Annotated in this window: 18 protein-coding genes; 7 read left to right on the forward strand and 11 right to left on the reverse strand. The window is 70.8% G+C overall.

What is annotated here, in order from left to right; translation table 11 throughout:
* Positions 1-297: 297 nt before the first annotated feature.
* Positions 298-1,599, forward strand: a complete 1,302-nt coding sequence (locus tag ABT118_RS15040) for an amino acid permease (RefSeq protein WP_350668581.1) — start codon at positions 298-300, stop codon at positions 1,597-1,599.
* Between the two features lie 68 nt (positions 1,600-1,667).
* On the opposite strand, the gene ABT118_RS15045 is transcribed toward ABT118_RS15040, so the two are convergent.
* A complete protein-coding gene (locus ABT118_RS15045; RefSeq protein ID WP_350668493.1) occupies positions 1,668-2,303 on the reverse strand; it encodes a mycothiol-dependent nitroreductase Rv2466c family protein in 636 nt (211 codons plus the stop codon).
* Between the two features lie 171 nt (positions 2,304-2,474).
* On the opposite strand from ABT118_RS15045, the gene pepN reads away from it, so the two are divergent.
* Positions 2,475-5,039, forward strand: a complete 2,565-nt coding sequence (gene pepN / locus ABT118_RS15050) for an aminopeptidase N (protein WP_350668495.1) — start codon at positions 2,475-2,477, stop codon at positions 5,037-5,039.
* Between the two features lie 54 nt (positions 5,040-5,093).
* On the opposite strand, the gene ABT118_RS15055 is transcribed toward pepN, so the two are convergent.
* The 5 genes from ABT118_RS15055 to acnA form a co-directional block, all read right to left on the reverse strand.
* On the reverse strand, positions 5,094-6,038 hold the full coding sequence (locus ABT118_RS15055) for a carbohydrate ABC transporter permease (protein ID WP_350668497.1): 945 nt from the start codon (positions 6,036-6,038) through the stop codon (positions 5,094-5,096).
* Positions 6,039-6,050: 12 nt separating this feature from the next.
* Positions 6,051-6,983 (reverse strand): carbohydrate ABC transporter permease, encoded by a 933-nt coding sequence (locus tag ABT118_RS15060; RefSeq protein WP_350668498.1) that lies wholly within the window; start codon positions 6,981-6,983, stop codon positions 6,051-6,053.
* 83 nt (positions 6,984-7,066) lie between these two features.
* On the reverse strand, positions 7,067-8,467 hold the full coding sequence (gene ngcE, locus ABT118_RS15065; protein ID WP_350668499.1) for an N-acetylglucosamine/diacetylchitobiose ABC transporter substrate-binding protein: 1,401 nt from the start codon (positions 8,465-8,467) through the stop codon (positions 7,067-7,069).
* A gap of 374 nt (positions 8,468-8,841) precedes the next feature.
* Positions 8,842-10,146 (reverse strand): glycoside hydrolase family 18 protein, encoded by a 1,305-nt coding sequence (locus ABT118_RS15070; RefSeq protein ID WP_350668500.1) that lies wholly within the window; start codon positions 10,144-10,146, stop codon positions 8,842-8,844.
* Between the two features lie 136 nt (positions 10,147-10,282).
* Complete coding sequence (gene acnA, locus ABT118_RS15075) at positions 10,283-12,928, reverse strand: aconitate hydratase AcnA (RefSeq protein ID WP_350668501.1); 2,646 nt, start codon at positions 12,926-12,928, stop codon at positions 10,283-10,285.
* Between the two features lie 310 nt (positions 12,929-13,238).
* Between acnA and ABT118_RS15080 the strand changes: the two genes are divergently transcribed.
* The 4 genes from ABT118_RS15080 (at position 13,239) to ABT118_RS15095 (ending at position 15,795) form a co-directional block, all read left to right on the forward strand.
* Entirely contained in the window at positions 13,239-13,754 is a 516-nt protein-coding gene (locus ABT118_RS15080; RefSeq protein WP_350668502.1) for a SigE family RNA polymerase sigma factor, read from the forward strand.
* Between the two features lie 21 nt (positions 13,755-13,775).
* Positions 13,776-14,633 carry a hypothetical protein gene (locus ABT118_RS15085; protein ID WP_350668503.1) on the forward strand — a complete coding sequence of 286 codons (858 nt, stop codon included), beginning with the start codon at positions 13,776-13,778 and terminating at the stop codon, positions 14,631-14,633.
* A 133-nt stretch (positions 14,634-14,766) separates the two neighbouring features.
* Positions 14,767-15,171 (forward strand): type II toxin-antitoxin system VapC family toxin, encoded by a 405-nt coding sequence (locus ABT118_RS15090; RefSeq protein WP_350668504.1) that lies wholly within the window; start codon positions 14,767-14,769, stop codon positions 15,169-15,171.
* A gap of 102 nt (positions 15,172-15,273) precedes the next feature.
* Positions 15,274-15,795: a superoxide dismutase family protein gene (locus tag ABT118_RS15095; protein WP_350668505.1), complete on the forward strand. Its 522-nt coding sequence runs from the start codon at positions 15,274-15,276 to the stop codon at positions 15,793-15,795.
* A 13-nt stretch (positions 15,796-15,808) separates the two neighbouring features.
* On the opposite strand, the gene argF is transcribed toward ABT118_RS15095, so the two are convergent.
* The 3 genes from argF to ABT118_RS15110 form a co-directional block, all read right to left on the reverse strand.
* Positions 15,809-16,810 carry an ornithine carbamoyltransferase gene (gene argF / locus ABT118_RS15100; RefSeq protein WP_350668506.1) on the reverse strand — a complete coding sequence of 334 codons (1,002 nt, stop codon included), beginning with the start codon at positions 16,808-16,810 and terminating at the stop codon, positions 15,809-15,811.
* A 176-nt stretch (positions 16,811-16,986) separates the two neighbouring features.
* The gene (locus ABT118_RS15105) at positions 16,987-19,587 is read right to left on the reverse strand and encodes a polynucleotide kinase-phosphatase (protein WP_350668507.1); all 2,601 of its coding nucleotides are present in this window, start codon (positions 19,585-19,587) and stop codon (positions 16,987-16,989) included.
* Complete coding sequence (locus tag ABT118_RS15110) at positions 19,584-21,203, reverse strand: 3' terminal RNA ribose 2'-O-methyltransferase Hen1 (protein ID WP_350668508.1); 1,620 nt, start codon at positions 21,201-21,203, stop codon at positions 19,584-19,586. Before ABT118_RS15110 ends, ABT118_RS15105 begins: the two co-directional genes overlap by 4 nt.
* 126 nt (positions 21,204-21,329) lie before the next feature.
* Here ABT118_RS15110 and dapD point away from each other — a divergent pair, with 126 nt between their 5' ends.
* Positions 21,330-22,319 carry a 2,3,4,5-tetrahydropyridine-2,6-dicarboxylate N-succinyltransferase gene (gene dapD, locus ABT118_RS15115; protein ID WP_502884552.1) on the forward strand — a complete coding sequence of 330 codons (990 nt, stop codon included), beginning with the start codon at positions 21,330-21,332 and terminating at the stop codon, positions 22,317-22,319.
* Positions 22,320-22,613: 294 nt separating this feature from the next.
* On the opposite strand, the gene ABT118_RS15120 is transcribed toward dapD, so the two are convergent.
* Both ABT118_RS15120 and ABT118_RS15125 read right to left on the reverse strand, forming a co-directional pair.
* Positions 22,614-23,543, reverse strand: a complete 930-nt coding sequence (locus ABT118_RS15120; protein ID WP_350668511.1) for a DUF6099 family protein — start codon at positions 23,541-23,543, stop codon at positions 22,614-22,616.
* A gap of 172 nt (positions 23,544-23,715) precedes the next feature.
* Positions 23,716-24,036, reverse strand: coding sequence for a nucleotide pyrophosphohydrolase (locus ABT118_RS15125; protein ID WP_350668512.1), 321 nt, complete (start codon positions 24,034-24,036; stop codon positions 23,716-23,718).
* Positions 24,037-24,038 lie beyond the last annotated feature (2 nt).

Raw genomic sequence — 24,038 nt, forward strand, 5'->3', positions numbered from 1 at the left:
AGGGCGTCGGGTCCGGCCAATGGTCAGTACTCCGACTTGTCGTGTTCGACCTGTTCCGGCCAGTCAGCGTGAGGATCGGATCACTTTCAGTCAGATAAGTGTCCGGATGGCGGTCCAGCGGCGTCACTCATTGGCATGCCCACCGTTCATGCCGAATAGTGAACAGATCCTTCCGCTATCCGTACAGTCTGGACCCGCCTGATGCCGCCCTCCTCCCCCCAGCCGACGCTGGAGCCGACCGAGCACCCCGTCGCCGGTGACAAGCTGACGCACGGCCTGAAGCAGCGCCACCTGTCGATGATCGCGCTCGGCGGCGTGATCGGGGCCGGCCTGTTCGTCGGCTCCGGGGCGGGCATCGCCGCCGCCGGCCCCTCCATCGTGCTGGCGTTCGCCGCCTCCGGGCTGCTGGTCATGCTGGTGATGCGGATGCTCGGCGAGATGTCGGCGGCCCGCCCGGCCAGCGGCTCCTTCTCGGTGCACGCCGAGCGGGAGATCGGCCCCTGGGCCGGGCTGACGGTGGGCTGGCTGTTCTGGACCCTGCTCTGCGTCGGCGTCGCCGCCGAGGCGATCGGCGCCGCCGGGATCATGGGGAGCTGGCTGCCCGCGGTGCCGTCCTGGGTCTGGGTCGCCCTCTTCATGACCTTCTTCTGCGCCACCAACCTGGCCGCCGTGAAGAACTTCGGCGAGTTCGAGTTCTGGTTCGCCGCCGTGAAGGTGGCCGCCATCGTGGCCTTCCTGGTGGTCTGCGTGCTCGCCATCTGCGGCCTGCTGCCCGGCACTTCGGCTCCCGGCAGCAGCAATCTGACCGGCCACGGCGGGTTCTTCCCGAACGGTGCGGGCGGCCTGGTCACCGGCCTGCTCGCCTCGGTCTTCGCGTACGGCGGACTGGAGACGGTGACCATCGCGGCGGCCGAGTCCGAGGACCCCCGGCGCAGCGTGGCGGGCGCGGTGCGCACCGCGATGTGGCGGATCGCGCTGTTCTACGTCGGCTCGATGGCCGTGATCGTGACCCTGGTGCCGTGGGACGACCCCGAGGTGGTCGGCAGCGGCCCGTACGTCGCGGTGCTGGACGCGCTGGGCATCCCGGCGGCCGCGCAGGTGATGAACGTGGTGGTGCTGATCGCACTGCTCTCGGCGATGAACGCCAACATCTACGGCTCGTCCCGGATGGCGTACTCGCTGGTCCAGCGCGGCCAGGGCCCCCGGGTGCTGGCCAAGGTGCAGGGCGGCGTGCCCCGGCTCGCGGTGCTGGCCTCCTCGGCCTTCGGCTTCGCCGCGGTGCTGCTCAGCTACGTCTGGCCGGAGACGGTGTTCAGCTGGCTGCTCAACATGGTCGGCGCGGCCGTGCTGGTGGTCTGGGGCTTCATCGCGGTGGCCCAGCTGCGGATGCGGCGGCGGCTGGAGCGCGAGGAGCCCGAGCTGCTGACCGTCCGGATGTGGCTGTTCCCGTACCTGACCTGGCTGGCGCTGGCCGGGATCGTCACGGTGCTGGCGCTGATGACCTTCGACCAGGCCAACCGGATCCAGCTCTACTTCACGGCCGGGCTGGCCGTGGTGCTCGCCGTCACCGGGTGGGTCCGGCAGCAGCGCACCGGCTGACCCGACGACAGTGGCCCCGTACCCGTGCCGGGTACGGGGCCACTGTCACGCCCTCGGCTGTCGCACCGTCACTCGAACGACGGGCCGGCCGTCCTGGTGCGCTTGATCTCGTAGAAGCCGGGCGTACCGGCCACCAGCAGGGTGCCGTCCCACAGCCGGGCGGCGGCCTCGCCGCGCGGGGTGGGGGTGACCACCGGGCCGAAGAAGGCGACCCGGCCGCCGTCCGGGCCGTCGACCGCGATCACCGGGGTGCCGACGTCCTCGCCGACCAGGGTGATGCCCTCGGCGTGCGAGGCGCGCAGCGCCTCGTCGTACTCGGTGGAGTCGGCCGCGTCGGCCAGCTCGACCGGCAGACCGGCCGCGATCAGGGCCGCCTCGACGGTGGCCCGCTCGTTGGGCAGGCCCTGGTTGTGGAAGCGGGTGCCGAGCTCGGTGTAGAGCGGGCCGAGCACCTTCTCACCGTGCGCCTGGGCAGCGGCGATCAGCACCCGGACCGGACCCCAGCCGGCGGCCAGGAAGGTCTTGTAGCGCTCCGGCAGGTCCTCGCGGTTCTCGTTCAGCACCGACAGGCTCATCACGTGCCAGCGGGTCTCCACCGGGCGGAGCTGCTCCACCTCCAGCATCCAGCGGGACGTCATCCAGGCCCACGGGCAGGTGGGGTCGAACCAGAAGTCGGCGATCTTCTTGGAGTCTGCGGTCGTCACTGACGGCGTCCTTCGGTCGGGTACGGGCGGTTCCACGGATCAGCAACAGCGGAGCTGCGCCGCTGATTCCGGGTGCCCGGTGCAATGGCACCGAGCGGCGCACGTGAAAGGATGCTCCTCCGGGAGGACCTCCCGAACACACCGTGCGAGCCGGACAAAGGAGTACCGCCCGTGCCGGGCAAGAACCTGAGCCGCGAGGAAGCCCAGCACCGGGCCGCCATCCTCTCGGTGGACAGCTACCGCGTCCACCTCGACCTGACGTCCGCCGTCGACCCGACGGCCGCCACCTTCCGGTCGACCACCACCCTCGCCTTCCGCAGCAGTGAGGCCGGGGCGACCAGCTTCGCCGACCTGCTCGCCCCCGCCGTGCGGGCCGTGACCCTGAACGGCCGGTCGCTGGACCCGGCCGAGGTCTTCGACGGCCACCGGGTGCTGCTGGCCGACTTGGCCGAGCAGAACCTGCTGGTGGTCGAGGCCGACTGCGCCTACAGCCGGACCGGCGAGGGCCTGCACCGCTTCGTCGACCCGGTCGACGGCGAGACCTACCTCTACACGCACTTCGAACCGGCCGACTCCCGGCGGGTGTTCGCCAACTTCGAACAGCCCGACCTGAAGGCCCCGTTCACCTTCACGGTGACCGCCCCGGCCGCCTGGGACGTGTACGCCAACGCGGTCCACACCTCGGTCACCGGCGACGACGCCGCCCGGGTCTGGGAGTTCGCGCCGACCCAGCCGATCTCCACCTACCTGACCGCCGTCGTGGCCGGGCCCTACCACGTCGAACGCGACCACTACAGCCGCGAGTCGGCCGACGGCTCGAAGCTGGAGATCCCGCTCGCGGCGACCTGCCGCAAGTCGCTGGCGAAGTACTTCGACGCCGACGAGATCTTCACCGTCACCAAGCAGGGCCTGGACTTCTTCCACACCGAGTTCGACTACCCGTACCCGTTCGGCAAGTACGACCAGTGCTTCGTCCCCGAGTACAACATCGGCGCGATGGAGAACCCGGGCTGCGTCACCTTCCGGGAGGAGTTCGTCTTCCGCTCGAAGGTCACCGAGGCCGCGTACGAGGGCCGGGCCAACGTCATCCTGCACGAGATGGCGCACATGTGGTTCGGCGACCTGGTCACCATGAAGTGGTGGGACGACCTCTGGCTGAAGGAGTCGTTCGCCGACTTCATGGGCTCGTACGCGCTGATCGGCGCGGGCACCAAGTACAAGGCCGCCTGGATCACCTTCGCCAACCGGCGCAAGGCCTGGGCGTACCGGCAGGACCAGTTCCCCACCACCCACCCGATCACGGCCGACATCCGTGACCTGGAGGACGCCAAGCTCAACTTCGACGGCATCACCTACGCCAAGGGCGCCTCGGTGCTCAAGCAGCTGGTGGCGTACGTCGGCGCGGAGGCGTTCTTCGAGGGGGCCCGGCAGTACTTCAAGCGGCACGCCTTCGGCAACACCGTGCTGGGCGACCTGCTCGGCGCGCTGGAGGGGACCAGCGGGCGGGACCTCGGCTCCTGGGCCGCCGCCTGGCTGCAGACCTCCGGGGTCAACTCGCTCACCCCGCAGCTCACCGTGGACGCCGAAGGCCGGATCACCGAGCTGGCCGTGCTCCAGGACGGCGCCACCCTGCGGCCGCACCGGATCGCGATCGGCTTCTACGACCGCGACACCGACGGCGCGCTGGTGCGCACCGAGCGGGTCGAGCTGGACGTGGACGGCGCCCGCACCGTGGTGCCCGAGCTGGCCGGTCGGCCGCGCCCGGCGCTGGTGCTGCTGAACGACGACGACCTGACCTACTGCAAGATCCGGTTCGACGACCGGTCGTTGGAGACCCTGCGCGAGGGCCTCGGCGAGATCGACGAGCCGCTGTCCCGCGCGCTGGCCTGGTCGGCGGTGTGGAACCTGACCCGGGACGGGCTGATGCCCACCCGCGACTACCTCGCCCTGGTGGACCGGTTCGCGGGCACCGAGTCGGACATCGGCGTGCTGCAGTCGCTGCACCAGCAGGCCAAGGGCGCGCTCGACCTGTACGCCGCGCCGGACCACCGGGCCGAGGGCGGACGGCAGTTGGCGGCCTGTGCGCTGCGCGAGCTGCGCGCCGCCGAGCCGGGCAGCGACCACCAGCTGGCCTGGGCCCGCTTCCTGGCGCTGACCGCCGACGGGGCCGAGCACCTGCTGCTGGTCGAGGGCCTGCTGGCCGGCACCGCCCGGATCGACGGTCTGGCCGTCGACCAGGAGCTGCGCTGGGCGCTCTGGCTGGCGCTGGCCTCGGCCGGCCGGGCCGAGCCCGAGCAGCTGCGCGGCGAGCTGGAGCTGGACAACACCGCGAGCGGGCGCCAGCACCTGACGCACTGTCTGGCCGCACTGCCCACCCCCGGCGCCAAGGCCACCGCCTGGGCCGCCGTGGTGGACTCGGACGAGCTGCCGAACGCCCTGGTGGAAGCCCAGATCGCGGGCTTCGCCCAGCCCGGCCAGCGCGAGCTGACCGCGGGCTACACCGCCGGGTACTTCGAGGTGATCGAGTCGGTCTGGGCCCAGCGCTCGATCGAGATCGCGATGCGGATCGTCGGCGGCTTCTTCCCCCGGTTCCAGACCGACGGGGCGACCCTGGCCGCCACCGACGCCTGGCTGACCGGGCACCAGGACGCCGCCCCCGCGCTGCGCCGCCTGGTACTGGAGTGCCGGGACGACCTGGACCGCGCGCTGCGCGCCCAGGCCGCCGACCGGGGCTGAGCATGAAGGAGGGGCCGCCCCGACCGGGGCGGCCCCTCCTTCATGCGCGGACGGTTACTTGAGGGTGGCCGAGGTCAGACCCGACTGCACCTGCCGCTGGAAGGACAGGTACACCACCAGCACCGGCAGCATCGCGATGGTCATACCCGCGAACAGCGCCGGGGCGTCGCTCTTGTAGCCGGACTGCAGGGCGAGGTTGACCAGGCCCTGGGCCAGCATCGAGTGGTCGGCCTCGCCGGCCGAGGTCGGCTGCATCAGGGTGACCGGCAGGATGTACTGGTTCCACTGCCCCAGCACGTTGAAGATGCCGACGCTGATCAGGCCGGGCTTGGCCATCGGCACCATCACCTGGAAGAACGCCCGCGCGTGCGAGCAGCCGTCCAGCATGGCCGCCTCGTGGATCGCGGTCGGCAGCGTGCGGAAGAACGAGTGCAGGAAGAACACGGTGAACGGCAGCGAGTACGCCGTGTACACCAGGATCAGGCCGCCGTAGCTGTTCAGACCCAGGTAGGGGCTGATCTCGCCGAGGTTGCGGACCATGAAGAACAGCGGGACGAGCGCGAGGTAGACGGGGAACATCGCGCCCGCGACGAACAGGAAGTAGATCGCCCGGTTGCCCTTGAACTCGTAGCGGGCCAGCACGTAGGCCGCCATCGCACCGAGCAGCATGGTCAGGGTGAGCGAACCGGCCAGCACGATCAGGGTGTTGGCGAAGAAGCCGCCGATGCCCTTCTCCCAGGCGCTGCCGAAGTTCTTGAAGCTCCAGGAGGTCGGCCAGCTCCAGGCACTGGTGTTGATCTGGGTGTCGGTCTTGAAGGAACCGAGCACCACCCAGGCCAGCGGGAACAGGATGAGCAGCGCCCAGATGGCCAGGAAGCCGTGCGAGAACACGTTCAGCACCCCGCCGCCGTCGGCGAAGCGCGCCTCCTTGGCCGGCGGCCGGGGCTTGACGGAGCGTTGGGCGGGAACGGTCGTGGTCTTGTCGATGCTGGTACTCATGCCATGCCCCGCTCAGTACTCGATGCGCTCGCGCCGGGTGACCCGCAGCGAGACGACGGACAGGATGAGGGTGAAGAAGAAGATCACAACACCCATCGCGCAGGCGTAGCCCGCCTCACCGAAGGCGAGGAAGTTGCGCATCAGGTACGTCGACATCAACTCGCTGTGGTGGTCCGGGCCACCGCCGTAGGTGCGGCCCGGGGTCATGCTGGCCACCAGCGCGAAGGCGTCCATCGCCACGATGGCGAGGTAGACCCAGGCGGTCTGGATGGTCTCCCAGAGCAGCGGCAGAGTGATCTTGAAGAAGGTCTGGCCGCGCTTGGCGCCGTCCAGCAGCGCCGCCTCGTAGATGTCCTTCGGGATCGACTGCATGGCCGCCGAGAAGAGCACCAGGTAGAAGCCGACGCCGCCCCAGATCAGGACGCCCATGATGCACCAGAGCACCAGGTTCGGGTCGTTCAGCCACTCGACCGGGTGCTGCGGGTCGCCCAGGCCGAGCTTCAGCAGCGCGCCGTTGGCCAGACCGGCGCCGTCGCTGCGGTACACCGCCTGCCAGAGCACCGCCAGGATGGCGATCGACAGGACCTGCGGGAAGAAGAAGACCACCTTGTAGAAGGCGGCACCCGCGACACCCTGGACACCACCGGTGCCGCCCTTGCCGCCCACGTTGAGCATGAAGGCGAAGAACAGCGCGATCAGGATGGTGGCGATCGGGAGGACCGCGAGCAGGAGCAGGTTGTGCCAGAGCGCGCCGAGGAAGACCTCGTCACCGAGGAGTTTGGTGTAGTTGTCCAGGCCGACGAAGTTCATCTCCTGGCTCTGTCCCGACCAGTCGGTCAGGGAGTATCCGAACGTCTGCGCGTAGGGCCAGAGCACCAGGCCCACGTACAGCAGGATCGGAAGAAAGAGGAACCCCACGATGAAGGGGTACTTGCCGTGACGCATGGTCACATCTCCTGTCCGTCAGGCGTGGGCGCACCGGGGGCCTGGTGCGGGAGGCCCCCGGCGCGCCTATGTCACTTCGCCGGTCAGGCGCCCTTGTTCTTGGTGGCCGACTCCTTGGCGCGCTTGATCCACTCCGCCGGAGTGATGCGCTTGGCCAGCAGCTCGCCGGAGGCGTTCTGCAGGTCCTCGTCGAACTTGCTCGCGGTGTTCGGGTACTGGAAGTTGAAGACCTTGTCGCCCGCGGCCTTCAGCGCCACCACGGTGGACTTGGTGCCCGGCTTCAGCTGGACGTCCGGGCCGACACCGTCCTTGAGGCAGGTGAGGCTGTTGGCGGCCTGGGCGAACTTGCCCGACGCCTCCTTGGTCAGCATCATCCGGAGGAACTCCAGGCCGCCGGCCACGTTCTTGGCCTTGGTCGGGACCACGAACGGCTCGCCGGAGCCGGCCCGGATGGCTTCGAACGGAAGCTTGTCGCCGGGGAGCGACGGCATCGGCAGGAAGGTCATCTCGAAGTCGGCCGGGGTGGAGGAGAGCTGCTCGTTCTCCAGCCAGGAACCGGACGGGATGAAGACGGCCTTGTACTGGTTCCACGCGGTCTGCGACTCGGTGTGGGTCATGCCGTTGGTGCCGGGGAGCAGGAAGTCCTTCTCCACCACCTGGAAGAACGCCTCGACGGCGGTCTTGACGGCCGGGTCGTCCCACGCGGTCGGGTCGAGCTTGTCGATCCGGGCCATCAGGTCGAGGCCGCCCTGCTTGGCGATCATGTCCAGGATGGCGACGTTGATGTAGTACGGGTACTTGCCCTGGTGGGCGAGCGGGGCGATGCCCTTGGCCTTGGCCTGCTCACAGATGGTGATGAACTCGGCCCAGGTCTTCGGCGCGGTCCAGCCGTTGTCCTTGAAGAGCTTGCCCGAGTACCACAGGCCCCACATGGTGTACGCGTACGACAGGTTGTAGACCTTGCCGTCGATGGTGCCGGACTCGATGGTGCCGGGCATCAGGACGTCGCGGACCTTCTTCGACGGGTCGTCGATGTACGGCGCGTCCAGCAGCGGGGCCAGGTCGACCAGGCTCTTGTCCTTGGCCAGGACGTCGAGCTTGATCTGCTTGTTGCCCGAGTCGTCGATGACGTCCGGCGGGGAGCCGGCGTTGAAGCGCGGCTGCAGCTTCCCGGTGATGTCCTTGTCGGCCTGCTGGTCGATCTTGGCGTCCGGGTACGTCTTGGCGTAGATCGCGGCGAAGGCGGCCAGGTAGTCCTTGCCGTAGCCACCGTCGAAGATGAAGACCTCAAGACCCTTCTTGGCGTCCACGCCGAACGGGTTCTTGGCGTCCTTCAGGTTGTACTCGCCGGCCTTCTTGCTGTCACTGCTGCTGCTGCCGCCGGCGCAGGCGGCGAGCAGCGAACCGCTGCCGGCCGCGAGCACGGTGATGGCCGCGGCGCGCTTGAAGATGTCCCGGCGGTTGTACTCGGTTGCAGAGCCCATGAGTGCCCTAACCCCTCGGTGTGGTCCAGAAGATGCATACAGGGACTGACGGATCGTCAATTCCTGCCAGTGAGGTGCGCCCAGCGGCCAAGGGGCCGGTCAGAGGCGGTTTCTGTGATGCGCAAAGGTATAGTCCACTGTTCATCTGGCGGCAATAGCCGGACCGCCCGATGCGACCCCTGGGGGCCAAAGTGTTGTCGGCGGTGCAGCATGTGCAATGTGCAGGGCACCTGCATATTTACCCGTGCGACCCGTCGGCGAGGGAGAATCTAGCGCGCTTGTGCGCGTTTGAACATAGAAACGCGCAGCTTCGCGCATCACAGAACAGTGACGCACGGAGCTGCGCGTGGCTTTTGTTACGGGTTGAGCACCCGTCAGAACTTCAGGCCCTTGTCCAGGGCCTTCACCAGGGTGCCGTTGCTGTCGTCGTTGTCGAGCGCCCAGGCCATCACACCACCCAGACCGGCGATCCGGGAATAGGCCGCCTTGTAGGCGAGCACCTCCGGGGTGTCGTAGGTGTACAGGGCGGTGCCGTCGTACTTCCAGCTGGCGCCGCGCAGCCAGTCCGTGTGGACCGTGCCCGGCAGGTCCTTCACGTCCCTGTAGGGCAGGTCGGCGGCCGCGGCGGCGGCCGGCTGGTAGAGGCCGTTCCGCTTCGGCCCCGACTGCACGCCGGTCCAGCCGTGGGCGTAGAACGGCACCCCGAGCACGGTCTGGCGGGCCGGCAGGCCGCGCTCGACGTAGTGCCGGACCACCTTGTCCCCGCTGCGCTGCTTCGGTGACGGGTCGGCGGCGTCCGCGAACAGGTTGGCCTGGTGGGCGGTCGGCCCGGTGCCCTCCCAGGGGCCGTGCAGGTCGTACGTCATCAGGTTGAGCCAGTCCACCGCCTTGGCCACCTGCGGGAGCTCCAGGCGGTCCGCCACGGTCTCGTTGGCGGCCACGGCGGCGGTCAGCAGGTAGTGCTTGCGCGCCTTCCCGCCCAGCGCGTCCAGCTGGCGCCGGAACTCCTGCACCAGCAGGGTGAAGTTCCGCCCGTCCTCCGGGCGGGAGACGTTGCCCGGGTCCCCGCCGCCGCCCGGGTACTCCCAGTCCAGGTCGATGCCGTCGAAGACGCCGAGGGCGGCCCCCGGCCCGCCCTCGGCCGAACCGAGCTGCGGCAGGTTGCCCTTGAGGTAGAGGTCCAGGCAGGAGGAGACGAAGGCCTTCCGGGACGCGTCGGTCAGCGCGGCGTCCGAGAAGTACTTCGACCAGGTCCAGCCGCCCAGCGAGATCACGGCCTTCAGCTGCGGGTTCTTCGCCTTGAGCTTGCGCAGCTGGTTGAAGCTGCCCTTCAGCTGCTGCCCCTCGGCGTCGGCCCTGCCGTCCACCGACTCACCGGCGCCGACCGGGCGCTGGTAGTCGGCCCAGGCGTCGCCCACCCCGGCCTCGTTGGCCTCGAAGCACTTGCCCTCGGCGCTGACGTTGCCGAAGGCGTAGTTGATCACGGTGAGCTTCCCGGCCTGGCCGGAGGTCTGGACGTGCTTGAACTCGAAGCCGCCGTAGACGCCCCACTGGGTGAAGTAACCGACCCGCTGGCCGTTCAGCTGCGGCACCCGGCCGTCGTGCGCCTGGGCGGTGACGGGGGCCAGGACGGCGGCCGCCGTGACGGCCGCGAGCAGTGCAGAGGTTCGTCTGGGCATTGCGGACCCACTCTCTGAAACAGCGTCAAATGGTCTGGACCAAGTGCTGGTTGAGAGGTTTAGTCCATTGAGCGCGAACGCACAAGAGGCCCGGACCATATCGGTCCGGGCCTCCTGGTCAGTCCTTGGCCGTGGATCAGCCGATCAGGCTGCGCAGCACGTACTGCAGGATGCCGCCGTTGCGGTAGTAGTCCGCCTCACCGGGGGTGTCGATGCGCACGACCGCGTCGAAGCTGACGTCGCCCGCGGTGACCTTGACGGTCTTCGGGGTGCGGCCCTCGTTGAGCTCGGTCACGCCGGTGAAGGAGAAGGTCTCCTCGCCGGTCAGACCCAGCGACTCGGCGGTCTGGCCCTCCGGGAACTGCAGCGGCAGGACGCCCATGCCGATCAGGTTCGAGCGGTGGATGCGCTCGTACGACTCGGCGATGACGGCCTTGACGCCGAGCAGCGCGGTGCCCTTGGCGGCCCAGTCGCGGGACGAGCCGGAGCCGTACTCCTTGCCCGCCAGGACGACCAGCGGGATGCCGGCGGCCTGGTAGTTCTGCGAGGCGTCGTAGATGAACGACACCGGCGCGTCGGCCTGGGTGAAGTCGCGGGTGTAGCCGCCCTCGGTGCCCTCGGCGATCTGGTTCCGCAGCCGGATGTTGGCGAAGGTGCCGCGGATCATCACCTCGTGGTTGCCACGGCGCGAGCCGTACGAGTTGAAGTCGCGCTTCTCCACACCGTTCTCGGTGAGGTACTGCGCGGCCGGGGTGCCCGGCTTGATGTTGCCGGCCGGGGAGATGTGGTCGGTGGTGACCGAGTCGCCCAGCTTGGCCAGCACGCGGGCACCGGCGATGTCGTTCACCGGGCTCGGGGTCTTGGCCATGCCCTCGAAGTACGGGGGCTTCCGGACGTAGGTGGACTCGGCGTCCCACTCGAAGGTGTTGCCGGTCGGGATCGGGAGCGACTGCCAGCGGTGGTCACCGGCGAAGACGTCCTGGTAGCCCTTGTCGAACATCGCCTCGTCGATCGAGGACGCGACGGTGTCGGCGACCTCCTTCTCGGAGGGCCAGATGTCGGCGAGGAAGACGTCGTTGCCGTCCTGGTCCTGGCCGAGCGCGTCCCGGGTGATGTCGATGTTCATGTTGCCCGCGAGCGCGTAGGCGACCACCAGCGGCGGGGAGGCCAGGTAGTTCATCTTGACGTCGGGGTTGATCCGGCCCTCGAAGTTGCGGTTGCCGGAGAGCACCGAGACGACCGCCAGGTCGGCCTCGTTGACGGCGGCCGAGACCTCCTCGGGCAGCGGGCCCGAGTTGCCGATGCAGGTGACGCAGCCGTAGCCCACCAGGTTGAAGCCGAGCTTCTCCATGTAGGGGACGAGGCCGGCCTTCTCGTAGTAGTCCATGACGACCTTGGACCCGGGAGCCAGGGTGGTCTTGACCCAGGGCTTGACGCGCAGGCCCTTCTCCACGGCCTTCTTCGCCAGCAGGGCGGCGCCCAGCATGACGGAGGGGTTGGAGGTGTTGGTGCAGGAGGTGATCGAGGCGATCACGACCGCGCCGTTGTCGATCTCGTACTGCGAGCCGTCGGGGGCGGTCACCGCGGTCGGCTTCGAGGCCTCGGCCGAGTAGGTCGGCAGCGCCTCGGCGAACTTGGTGGCGGCCTCGGCCAGGATCACCCGGTCCTGCGGGCGCTTCGGGCCGGAGATCGACGGGACGACGGTGGAGACGTCCAGCTCGAGGTACTCGGAGTAGACCGGCTCGACCGACGGGTCGTGCCAGAGGCCCTGCTCCTTGGCGTACGCCTCGACCAGCGCGAGCTGCTGGGCCGAACGGCCGGTGAGCTTGAGGTAGCTGATCGTCTCGGCGTCGATCGGGAAGATCGCACAGGTCGAGCCGAACTCCGGCGACATGTTGCCGATGGTGGCGCGGTTCGCCAGCGGGATGGCGGTGACGCCGGCGCCGTAGAACTCGACGAACTTGCCGACCACACCGTGCTTGCGCAGCATCTCGGTGATGGTGAGCACCAGGTCGGTGGCGGTGGTGCCGGCCGGCAGCTCACCGCTCAGCTTGAAGCCGACCACGCGCGGGATCAGCATCGAGACCGGCTGGCCGAGCATCGCGGCCTCGGCCTCGATGCCGCCGACGCCCCAGCCCAGCACGCCCAGGCCGTTGACCATGGTGGTGTGCGAGTCGGTGCCGACACAGGTGTCGGGGTAGGCCACACCGTTGCGGACCATGACCGTGCGGGCCAGGTGCTCGATGTTGACCTGGTGGACGATGCCGGTACCCGGGGGGACGACCTTGAACTCGTCGAACGCGGTCTGGCCCCAGCGCAGGAACTGGTAGCGCTCCTTGTTGCGGCCGTACTCGATCTCGACGTTCTGGGTGAACGCGTCCTGGGTGCCGAACTTGTCGGCGATCACCGAGTGGTCGATGACCAGCTCGGCCGGGGCCAGCGGGTTGATCTTCGCCGGGTCGCCGCCCAGCTCCTTCACGGCCTCGCGCATGGTGGCCAGGTCGACCACGCACGGGACGCCGGTGAAGTCCTGCATGATCACGCGGGCGGGCGTGAACTGGATCTCCTCGCTCGGCTGGGCGTTCTCGTCCCAGTTGCCGAGCGCCCGGATGTGGTCGGCGGTGATGTTCGCGCCGTCCTCGGTGCGGAGCAGGTTCTCCAGCAGCACCTTGAGGCTGTACGGCAGCCGCTCGGAACCCTCGACGGCGGAGAGCTTGAAGATCTCGTACGACTCGTCGCCCACCTGCAGCGAGCTGCGGGCGTCGAAGCTGTTCGCGGACACGACTGACTCCTTCTGGATCCACCCAGTGGTAAGGTGACCCTAACTTGGGCCCACCCGGGCCTCCGGTGGCGGCGTACGCCTCTCGGAAAGTATCTTGACGTCAAGATAAACCATAGCGCGAGTTATCTCGATGTCGAGATAAACCATAGTGCATGCCCGGGCGAGCCCTGCGTCAGGCAGGCCCCTGTCTGACGAGCCTGCCCCAATACCTCTCCAAACTTCCGTCCCCGCCCCCGTAACGCAACTTCGACGCTCGGGCGTCTGAGTTCCGGCAGTCCGGCAGCAGGCCGGACCGGCGAGGGGGTCGGAGTTGAACGGAAGCGGGCGACGGGCGGAGGCCCGGCTGGAGTTCGAGGAGTTCGCGCACGCCAGGGGCGGGGCGCTGTTCCGTACCGCACTACTGCTGTGCGGGGACTGGCATCTGGCGGAGGACCTCACCCAGAACGCGCTGGCACGGATCTACGCCTCCTGGGCCCGGGTCCGCCGGGCCGACTCGCCGGAGGCGTACGCGCGCGGCGTCCTGCTGCGCTGTTTCCTGTCCCACCGCCGGCTCAAGCGGTCGGGCGAGCGACCCTCGCTCGGCGCACTGCCGGAGCGGTCCACCGCCGACAGCGACCCGACGCTGCGCGTCACCCTGCTCGAGGCCATGGCCCGGCTGCCGCCGAGGGACCGGGCGGTGCTGGTGCTCCGGTACTGGGAGGACCGCAGCGTCGAGGAGACCGCGGCCGAGCTGCGCGTCAGCGCCGGAGCCGTGCGCAGCCAGAGCCACCGGGCGCTGGGGCGGCTGCGGGCCGCTCTCGGACCGCTCGACCAACTCGCCGTGTAGACCTTTCCGAGGGGATGACAGATGGACCTGAAGCAGGTGTTCGACGAAGCGGTCGGGGACGCCTCGCCCGAGCTTCGACCGCTGGTCGCCGGGGCACTCCGGGACGGGGCGGCGCTCCGGCGGCGGACGGTGGGGACGGCCGGGGCCGTGGCGGCGGTCGCGGTGGCGGTCGCGGCCGTGGCGATCGGCGGCGCGCTGATGGCCGCACCGGAGCGGGGCGCCGTGCTGGCGGCGACCCCGACCGGGGGGACGCCGGGGGCGGGCTCGGGGGCGGGGGTGGCGTCGGCAGCCGCCGAGCAGGTGGCGCTCGGCGGGCAGGCCGCCGTCCAGACCCTGCTCGGGCTGCTGCCGGCCGGGATGCCGGTCGGCCAGTACGTGGGCCGGGACGGCCTGCCGGGCCAGGCCCAGCCGGAGGTCCGGGCGGAGGTCAGTTACCGGAGCGGGCCGGGAACCGCCTCGATCGGGGTCACCGTGACGCCGCAGTTCGCCCCGGACGGCAAGCTCGACCTGGGCATCGACGGTCTCTACGACTGCGCCCATCGCGGCCCCAGCTCCGCCGTGACCTGCCACAGCACCGTCCGGCCGGACGGCAGCAGGCTGCTGGTGTGGCAGTCACTGGTCCGGGGGCAGGTGAACCGCGGTGCCGACGTCCTGCGGGCCGACGGCGTGCGGATCACCGCCGCCACCGAGAGCCTGATGGACAGCGGGCACGAGAAGGTGCTCCGGGCGGAGCCGCCGCTGACCACGGAGCAGCTGGAGGCCCTCGTGCTCAGCCCGGCCTGGCAGGCCCGGATCACCGCGGCACAGGCCGCCCGGGCGGCGGCCGAGATCACGCCCTACACCGACGGCCGCGCGACGATCAGCCCGAAGGCCCCCTGAGGCACCGTTCGGAGCCCGGCGGATCCGGTGGGGCCCGGCCCCAGCCCCGGCGGCCCCGGCATCCCTTCCTGGCGGCCCGTCAGGCTACGGTGTGCGAGGTCCGCCGGGCCGGTCCGTCTGTTGGGAGTCACCCGTGATCGTCGTCGATGCTTCCGCGCTGGTGCTGGCGCTGGCCGACCAGGGACCCCGGGGCGACGCCGCCCGGGCCGAGCTGGCGGCCGATCAGGAGTGGGCCGCACCGGAGCACGTGCTGATCGAGGTCATGCAGTCCCTGCGCGGGCTGTACCTGGCCCGGGAGGTATCGGCCGAGCGGGTGGGCGAACTGGCCGCCGAACTGCCCGGGCTGGCGATCCGCAAGGTCTCGGTCGCCCCGCTGCTCGGGCGGGTCTGGGAGCTCAAGGACAACCTGACGCCGGACGACGCCGCGTACGTGGCCGTCGCCGAGCAGCTCGGGGTGCCGCTGGTGACGGCGGATCTGCGGCTGATGCGGGCCACCGGGCCCCGGTGCGAGATCCGGGGCATCGGCCCGGTGGGGTGACCCACCGGGTCTCGTACGGGTGACTTGCGTGGCCGGGGCATGCCGGGCGCCGGACGGACCTGACAGCTTGGGGCTGCGCACCCACTCCGGAAAGGCCCGCCCATGTACGCCGCCCCCGTCCTGGCCCTCGCCCTGCTGCATCCGCTGCTCCCGCCGGTCAGCACGGTGGAGGCCGCCTTCGACCGGACGGACGGCATCGTGCCGGCCACGGCCGTCAGCTTCGCGCCGGACGCCGTCCCGTACGGTGCCGGCGTCCGGGTCGTGGTGCAGCGGGCGGAGGGGCGCACCACCGTGTCGATGACGGTGGACGGGCTGACGCCCGATCACCTCTACCCCGTGCACGCGCACGCGCGCGCCTGCGGGACCGCCCCGGCGGACTCGGGCCTGCACTACCAGGACCGGCCGGACCCGGTGCAGCCCTCCACCGACCCGGCCTACGCCAACGACCGCAACGAGGTCCGGCTGACGCTGGCCACCGACCGGCAAGGCCATGCCGCCGCGAGCACCACCGTGGACTGGGAGTTCCGGGCCGGGGAGGCCGGGTCGCTGGTGCTGCACGCCGGAGCGGACGGGCAGGGGCACGCGCTGGCGCAGCGCGTCGGCTGCGTCAACGTGGACTTCTGAGCGCTCCTCAGGATCAGGACCCCAGGGTCGCGACCAGCACCGCCTTGATGGTGTGGAGGCGGTTCTCGGACTGGTCGAAGACCACCGAGTGGACGGATTCGAAGACCTCGTCGGTGACTTCGAGCTCGCTCATGCCGGTCGCCTCGTGGATCTGGCGGCCGACCGCGGTGCCCAGGTCGTGGAAGGCCGGCAGGCAGTGCAGGAACTTCACCGCCGGGTTCCCGGTCGCGCGGACGGTCTCCATCGAGACCTGATAGGGCTTCAGCAGCTCGATCCGCTCGACCCAGACGTCCTTGGGCTCGCCCATCGAGACCCAGACGTCGGTGTAGAGGAAGTCGGCCCCGGCCACGCCCGCGGCCACGTCCTCGGTGTAGGTGATCCGGGCGCCACTGGTCTCGGCCAGCGCCTGGGCTGCCTTCTGCACGTCCGGGCAGGGCCAGAGCTGCTTCGGCGCGACGATCCGGATGTCCATGCCGAGCAGGGCGCCGGTGACGACCAGTGAGTTGCCCATGTTGTAGCGGGCGTCGCCGAGGTAGACCAGGGTGGTCTCCTCCAGCGGCTTGGTGCTGTGCTCGATGATGGTCAGGATGTCGGCCAGCGCCTGGGTGGGGTGCCACTCGTCGGTCAGGCCGTTCCAGACCGGCACGCCCGCGTGCGCGGCCAGCTCCTCCACCAGCACCTGGCCGTGGCCCCGGTACTGGATGCCGTCGAACATCCGGCCGAGCACCCGGGCGGTGTCCTTGATGGACTCCTTGTGGCCGAGCTGCGAGCCGGACGGGTCCAGGTAGGTGGTGCTGGCACCCTGGTCGTGGGCGGCCACCTCGAACGCGCAGCGGGTGCGGGTGGACGTCTTCTCGAAGACCAGCGCGATGTTCTTGCCGGTCAGTCGGGGCTGCTCGGTCCCCGCGTACTTCGCGGCCTTGAGCTGGGCGGACAGGTCGAGCAGGAAGCGGAACTCCTGCGCGGTGAAGTCCAGCTCCTTGAGGAAGTGCCGGTTCCGGAGGTTGAAGGCCATGCCGGGCTCCTGGGTTGCGGGGACGGTGGGACAGTGAGACGGGAAGTGTATACGACTCCTGACATTCTTATGCAGCAAGGGGCGGGCGCGGCGGGCCACCCGCCCGTCGGGGAAGGGTGGCCCGCCGCGATCCAGGCTCGGGTCGGAACCGGGCCGGCGTCGGAGGTGGGCCTGCGTCAGAGCCGGGGGTCGACCGGCTCCGACTCCAGGGCGAGGACGGCGAAGACCGCCTCGTGCACCCGCCAGAGCGGCTCGCCACCGGCCAGCCGGTCCAGCGCCTCCAGGCCGAGGGCGTACTCGCGCAGGGCGAGCGAGCGCTTGTGGCCCAGGAAGCGCTGGCGCAGCTGGTCCAGGTGCTCGGTGTAGTCCGGGCCGTAGATGATCCGCAGGTACTCCCGGCCGCGGACCTTCACCCCGGGCTGGACCAGGTTCCCCCGGCCGCTCGTGCTGCCCCGGACCAGCGAGGCCAGCGGCTTGACCACCATGCCCTCGCCGCCGGCGGCGGTCAGCTCCTCCCACCAGGCGACACCGGCCGCGACCGACGCCTCGTCGGAGGTGTCGACCAGCAGGCGGCCCGTGCGGTGCAGGATCGGTGCGGACGGGTCGTCCGCCGCCACCAGCCGGTCGATCCAGGCGAGGTGCTCGTCGTGCGAGCGGACCGCGAGGTTCGCCCCCTCGGCGGCCAGCACCTGGAACGGGGCCAGCCGAAGACCCGTCAGACCCTCGGTCGGCCAGCAGTAGCGCCGGTAGGCGACCGTGAACGCCTCGGCATCCGCCGCCCGCTGCCGCTGACGGCCGATCAGCTCGCCGAGCGGCAGACCGCGGGCGGCGCCGCGGTCCAGCGCGGAGAGCACCTCCGGCAGGGCGGCACCGGCCGCCGCACCGACGGCCGCGTACTGACGCCGCAGCAACTCGACCGCCTTCAGCGACCAGGGCATCAGCTCGGCGTCCAGCAGCAGCCAGTCGGTGGCCAGCTCCTCGAACAGCCCGGCCTGCTCGGCCGCCGTGCGGAGCCGGTCCAGCACCGCGCCGGTCAGCTCCTCGTCGTTCAGGAAGGCCCGGCCCGTCCTGGTCCAGATCGCGCCCGGACCGGCCACGCCGAACCGGCGCTCCAGCGCCGCCCCGGTGCGGGCCACCAGCACGACCGCGCGGGAGCCCATGTGCTTCTCCTCGCAGACCACCTGCTGGACCCCGTCCTTGCGGTAGCCCAGGAAGGCCTCCTCCGGGTGCTCCAGGTAGCCGGGCCGACGCGAGGTGTCGACCGGCGCCATGGTCGGCGGCAGGTAGGCCAGCAGGCGCGGGTCGAGCGCGAACCGGCTCATCACCTCCAGCGCGGCGGCCGCGTTCTCCTCCCGGATCGAGACCCGGCCGTGCTGGGCCGTCTCCACGATCCGGCGGCCGGCCACGTCCTGGAGGTCCAGCGGACGGCCCTCCCGGGCGCCCGGCGCGTCGGTGCGCAGCGGGCGGACCGGCGCGTACCACTCCTGCTCGGCCTCGACCGAGACCAGCTCCCGCTCGGGGTAGCGCAGCGCGGTCAGGCTGCCGCCGAAGACGCAGCCGGTGTCGAGGCAGACGGTGTTGTTGACGAAGCTCGCGGTCGGCACCGGAGTGTGGCCGTAGACCACCAGGGCCCGGCCCCGGTACTCCTCCGCCCACGGGTAGCGGATCGGCAGACCGTACTCGTCGGTCTCACCGGTGGTGTCGCCGTAGAGGGCGTGCGAGCGGACCCGGCCGGAGTTCCGGCCGTGGTACTTCTCCGGCAGACCGGCGTGGCAGACCACCAGGGCGCCGCCGTCCAGCAGGTAGTGGCTGACCAGGCCGCGCATGAAGGCGCGGACCCGGGTACGGAACTCCTCGGTCTCCCCGGCCAGCTGGTCGATGGTCTCCTGGAGGCCGTAGGCGATGGTGACCTTGCGGCCGTCCATCCAGTGGCCGAGCTTGTTCTCGTGGTTGCCGGGCACGCAGATCGCGTGGCCCGCCTCGACCATGCCCATCACCAGCCGGAGCACGCCCGGGCTGTCCGGGCCCCGGTCGACCAGGTCGCCGACGAAGACCGCGGTACGGCCCTCGGGGTGCACGGCGTCCACCGGACGGCCCTGCTCGTCCCTGGCCAGGGTGTAGCCGAGGGTCGCCAGCAGGGTCTCCAGCTCGGACCGGCAGCCGTGGATGTCGCCGACGATGTCGAACGGGCCGGTGAGCTCGCGCAGGTCGTTGTAGCGCTTCTCGGTGACCACCTCGGCGGCGGCCACCTCGGCCTCGCCGCGCAGCACGTGCACCTTGCGGAATCCCTCGCGCTCCAGGCCGCGCAGCGAACGGCGCAGCTCGCGGTGCTGACGGGGGATCACGTGGGCCCCGAACTGGCGGTCCGCCCTGGCCCGGTTCCGCTCGGCGCAGACCTCCTGCGGGAGGTCGAGCACGATCGCGATCGGCAGCACGTCGTGGTCACGGGCCAGCTTGATCAGCTGCTTGCGGCTCTCCGGCTGGACGTTGGTGGCGTCCACCACGGTGCGCCGGCCGGCCGCCAGGCGCTTGCCGACGATGTAGTGCAGCACGTCGAAGGCGTCGGCCGAGGCCGACTGGTCGTTCTCGTCGTCGGCGACCAGGCCCCGGCAGAAGTCGGAGGAGACCACCTCGGTCGGGCGGAAGTGGCGGCGGGCGAAGGTGGACTTGCCAGCGCCGCTGGTGCCGATCAGGACGACCAGCGAGACGTCGGTGACGGGAAGGGAGCGGGTGGACGGGCGCTCGGACGGGGTGCCGGTATCGGTGTCGGCGGTCATCGGGCTGCGCTCCCTTCGGTGGTGACGGTCTCGGTGGTGCCGGTCTCGGTGGTGCCGGTGCGGCTCGCGGTCCGGTCGGTGCGGCCTTCCGGGGTGCGGCGGAACAGGGCGAGCTGGGTCGGCGAGCCGACCTGCTCGTCCAGCGGGCCGACCGGGCGGACGGTGACGGCGTACCCGTAATCGGCCGCAATCCGCTCGGCCCAGGCCAGGAACTCCGCCCTGGACCACTCGAAGCGGTGGTCGCTGTGCCGGACGTGCCCGGCCGGGAGGGTCTCCCAGCGGACGTTGTACTCGACGTTCGGGGTGGTCACCACGACGGTACCGGGGCGGGCCGCCCCGAACACGGCGTACTCCAGCGCGGGCAGCCGGGGCAGGTCGAGGTGCTCGATCACCTCGGAGAGCACTGCGGCGTCGTAGCCCTTGAGCCGGTCGTCGGTGTACGTCAGTGCGCCCTGGACCAGCCGGACCCGCGCCGCCTGACGCTCCGACATCCGGTCCAGCCGGAGCTTGCGGGAGGCGGCGGTGAGGGCACGGGAGGACACGTCCACGCCGAGCACCTCGGTGACCCGGCGGTCCTTGAGCAGCGCTGCCACCAGCTCGCCCTGTCCGCAGCCGAGGTCCAGCACCCGGGCGGCGCCGACCTCGGCCAGCGCGGCCAGGATCGCCTCCCGGCGGAGCACCGCCAGGCCGACCGGCTTGGCCTCCTGGTCTTCCCGGTCCTCCTGCTTCTCCTGGTCCTCCGTCGGCTCCGACGAAGCCGTCTGCTGCTCCGCCTCCTCGGTGTCGGGCGCGTCGTCGACGGCGTTGTCCAGCTCCTCGGCCTCGCGGTCGTCGGCCTCGGCCAGCCGGGCCAGCTCGATCCGCTCCAGCGCCGTCCTGGTCAGCGACCAGCGGCGGGCCAGGTACCGACGGGTGATCAGGGCCAGCTCCGGGTGCGCCCCGAGCCAGCCCTCCCCTGCCGCGAGCAGCTTGTCGACCTCGTCGGGCGCGACCCAGTAGTGCTTGGCCCCGTCCATCACCGGCAGCAGGATGTAGAGCTGCTGCAGGGCGTCGGCCAGCCGGAGCTCGGCCGAGAGCTCCACCCGGACGTAGCGGGAGTCGCCCCACTCGGGGAAGGACTCGTCCAGCGGGATCGCCTCGGCCTTGACCTGCCAGCCCAGCGGCTCGAACAGCCGCCGCACCATGCCGGGGCCGCCCTCCTCGCCCGCTCCGTTGGCGGGCACCGCAGGCAGCGAGATCCGCAGGGGCTGCGGCTGCTCCGCGAGACCGGGGCGGAGCTCGCAGACCCCCTTCATCGCCGTCCGGAACACCGTCCGCAACGCCACCGCGAGCAGCGAGGAGGCTGCGTAGGGGCGATCGTTGACGTACTGCGCCAGCGCGAAGTCGGGGGAGCCCCCGCGGCCCTTGCCCCGGCCCTTGCGGACCAGTGCGATCGGGTCGATGTCCAGCAGCATCGCCGCCGTGCAGGACTCGACACCGGTCTCCGGATAGAAGACGTGGGCCGTGCCGTGCGAGGTGGAGAACTGCTGCACCTTGTCGGGGTGCTTGTGGAGCAGGAAGCCCAGGTCGGAAGCCGGGCGTTCGGCCGTGCCTGTGGTGGAGATCGAGATGAACACCCGTCCGAGTATTGCCCAGAGCGGGGTGAGGGGGACATCGGGTTTTCCCCGAGGTGAGGGGTGGTGCACTGTCCGCACGGTGAGCGTGTTCGTCAGCCCGGGGGGTGATTCGTTAACGTGCTCGATGTGACTGCTGAAACCTCCTCCCTCGCAAGTGGTGCCGTGGCCGTCGGCCTGGCGACCATCGCCACCGACGGCACCGTCCTCGACACCTGGTACCCCGCCCCGGAGCTGGCGGCCGCCCCCGGCCCGGCCGGCACCGTCCGGCTGACCGCCGAGGAGGCGGAGGCCGCGCTCGGCGCCGGCGCCGCCGAGGCGCTGCGCACCGATGCCCGCCGGGGTGTCGAGGTGGTCGCGGTGCGCACCACCATCTCCTCGCTGGACGAGAAGCCGATCGACGCGCACGACGCGTACCTGCGGCTGCACCTGCTGAGCCACCGCCTGGTCAAGCCGCACGGCCAGAACCTGGACGGCGTCTTCGGCCTGCTCGCCAACGTCGCCTGGACCTCGATCGGCCCGGTGCCGGTCGACCAGGTCGAGCGGGCCCGGCTCGCCGTCCGCGCCCAGGGCGGGCAGCTGGCCGTGTACGGGATCGACAAGTTCCCCCGGATGACCGACTACGTCGCGCCGAGCGGCGTCCGGATCGCGCACGCGGACCGAGTCCGGCTCGGGGCGCACCTGGCCGTCGGCACCACCGTGATGCACGAGGGCTTCGTGAACTTCAACGCGGGCACCCTGGGCACCTCGATGGTCGAGGGCCGGATCAGCGCGGGCGTCGTGGTCGGCGACCACAGCGACATCGGTGGCGGCGCCTCGATCATGGGCACCCTCTCCGGTGGCGGCAAGCAGGTCGTCTCGGTCGGCGAGCGCTGCCTGCTCGGCGCCAACGCGGGCATCGGCATCTCGCTGGGCAGCGACTGCGTGGTGGAGGCCGGTCTGTACGTGACCGCCGGCACCCGGGTCACCACTCCGGACGGGAAGATCGCCAAGGCGGTGGAGCTGTCCGGCCAGGACAACCTGCTGTTCCGCCGCAACTCGCAGAGCGGCGCCGTCGAGGTCATCGCGCGGTCCGGCTCGTGGGGCGGGCTCAACGCGGAGCTGCACGCGCACAACTGATCTCCCGTCAGGGCAGGTCGTACAGGTGGGACCAGGGAGGCGCGGGACCAGGCGACCGGACCCGCGCCTCCGGCATGTCTGGACGTGTCCGGTGAGTCCGGTGAGTCCCGATGGCAGTTGAAGGGCATGTAGCCGAGGAGGCGGGCGAGCCGCAAACCCGGATCACTCCGGAGACTGACCGAAGGCGGGTGTTGGACCTCTACGAGTGGTCTGCGGTGACCGGACGTCGGCAGAGGTCGTTGGACCCGGAGGGCCGCTTGCCCGAGCGGCGGCCTGCCACCGACGTCCGTCGGTTCACACCGCACTACCGAGCTGGAGGGGTCCGCTCATGTCCGAGCCCTGGTCCGAGGCACCCGTTACACCGCAGCAGGACGCGCCCACCCCGGCCGCCTCCCCCGGAAGTCTGCTGGAGCAGATGCAGCAGATGCTCGCCGACCTGAACGCCAACCTCGCCGGGCTGGACGCCGATCTGCAGTCCTCGGCCGACCGGACCGGCGAGCAGCGTGGGACGGACGGCCGCTCGGCCGAATCCTCCGCCCGGGGCTGACCGCCCCGAGCCGTGGCCGGCGGCCCCAGCGGTACGACCAAGGTCGGCACCCCCTGGCACCCCGCCGGTCCGGCCCCGGCCCCGGCTCCAGCCCCGGCCTCAGCTCCGGCGGAAGACTCCGTCCGCGCAGCCGATGCGGTCCGCCCGACGGTCTCTGCCGCCGCCACCGCGTCCGGACCCTCGGCCGCCGCCTCGCTGCGGAGGGCCCGGAGCAGCTCCACCACCACGTCCTTGCACTCCGAGCCGGCATCCACGCCGTCGATGCAGCGCCAGTAGAGGCTCTCCCCGTCCGCCCCGCAGGCCAGCACCACCAGGGCTTCGGCCATGTCGTGCAGCAGCAGGCCCAGCTCGGTCAGGGCCGGCTCCAGCTCCCCGAGCTCGTCCAGCCGGGCGGCCCGGCCGTTACCGGCCCAGTCGGCCCGGTGCCACTCCGGGTCCGCGGTCTCGCCCACGCCCTCGGCCGGCTCCGGCTGCTCCAGGCAGCTGACCGCATGCGCGCCCGCGTCGCACAGCAGCTGGCCGAGGGCGGCCAGCTCCCCGCTCTCCCGCTCGGCGATCCCGGCCCCGACGGCCTCGGTGAGCAGCCCCGCCTGCCAGGCCTCCACCAGCGCGTCCGGAACGCTCCGGGCCTCCGCCAGGGCGTGCCGGGCCGTCTTGATCAATCGCAGCGCGTCCATGCCTCGCCGCTCCCCTCGCTCGCGTCCGACCGTCCGACCGCTGTCGCCGACGGTGTGTCATGCGGCAAGAGTGCGGCGGACCGGATCGGTGCGCGGGAAACAGCCCGTGGCCTGTGGACAACCCACCCCCTGTGGACAACTTCCGTCACCCACACGAGGGAAGGACGGCGGCTCAGACCGGGAAGCGGATCTCGTTCCGCTCGATCTTGGCCGCCAGCGCGGCCGCCGGGTCCACCCCGACCGCCGTACAGAACTGGAGCAGGTAGGCCAGCACGTCGGCGACCTCGTCCCGGACCCGGTGCGCGCTGTCCGGGTCGGCCATCACCGTCGCCGCCTGCTCCGGCGTCAGCCACTGGAAGATCTCCAGCAGTTCGCCCGCCTCCACGCTGAGCGCCGCCGCCAGGTTCTTCGGGGTGTGGAAGGGTTCCCAACCGCGGGCGGCCGCGAAGTCGGTGAGCCGCTGCTGGAGTTCGTCGATGGTCTTGTCCGTCACGA

Source organism: Kitasatospora sp. NPDC002040, from assembly GCF_040296785.1.
Lineage (GTDB): Bacteria > Actinomycetota > Actinomycetes > Streptomycetales > Streptomycetaceae > Kitasatospora.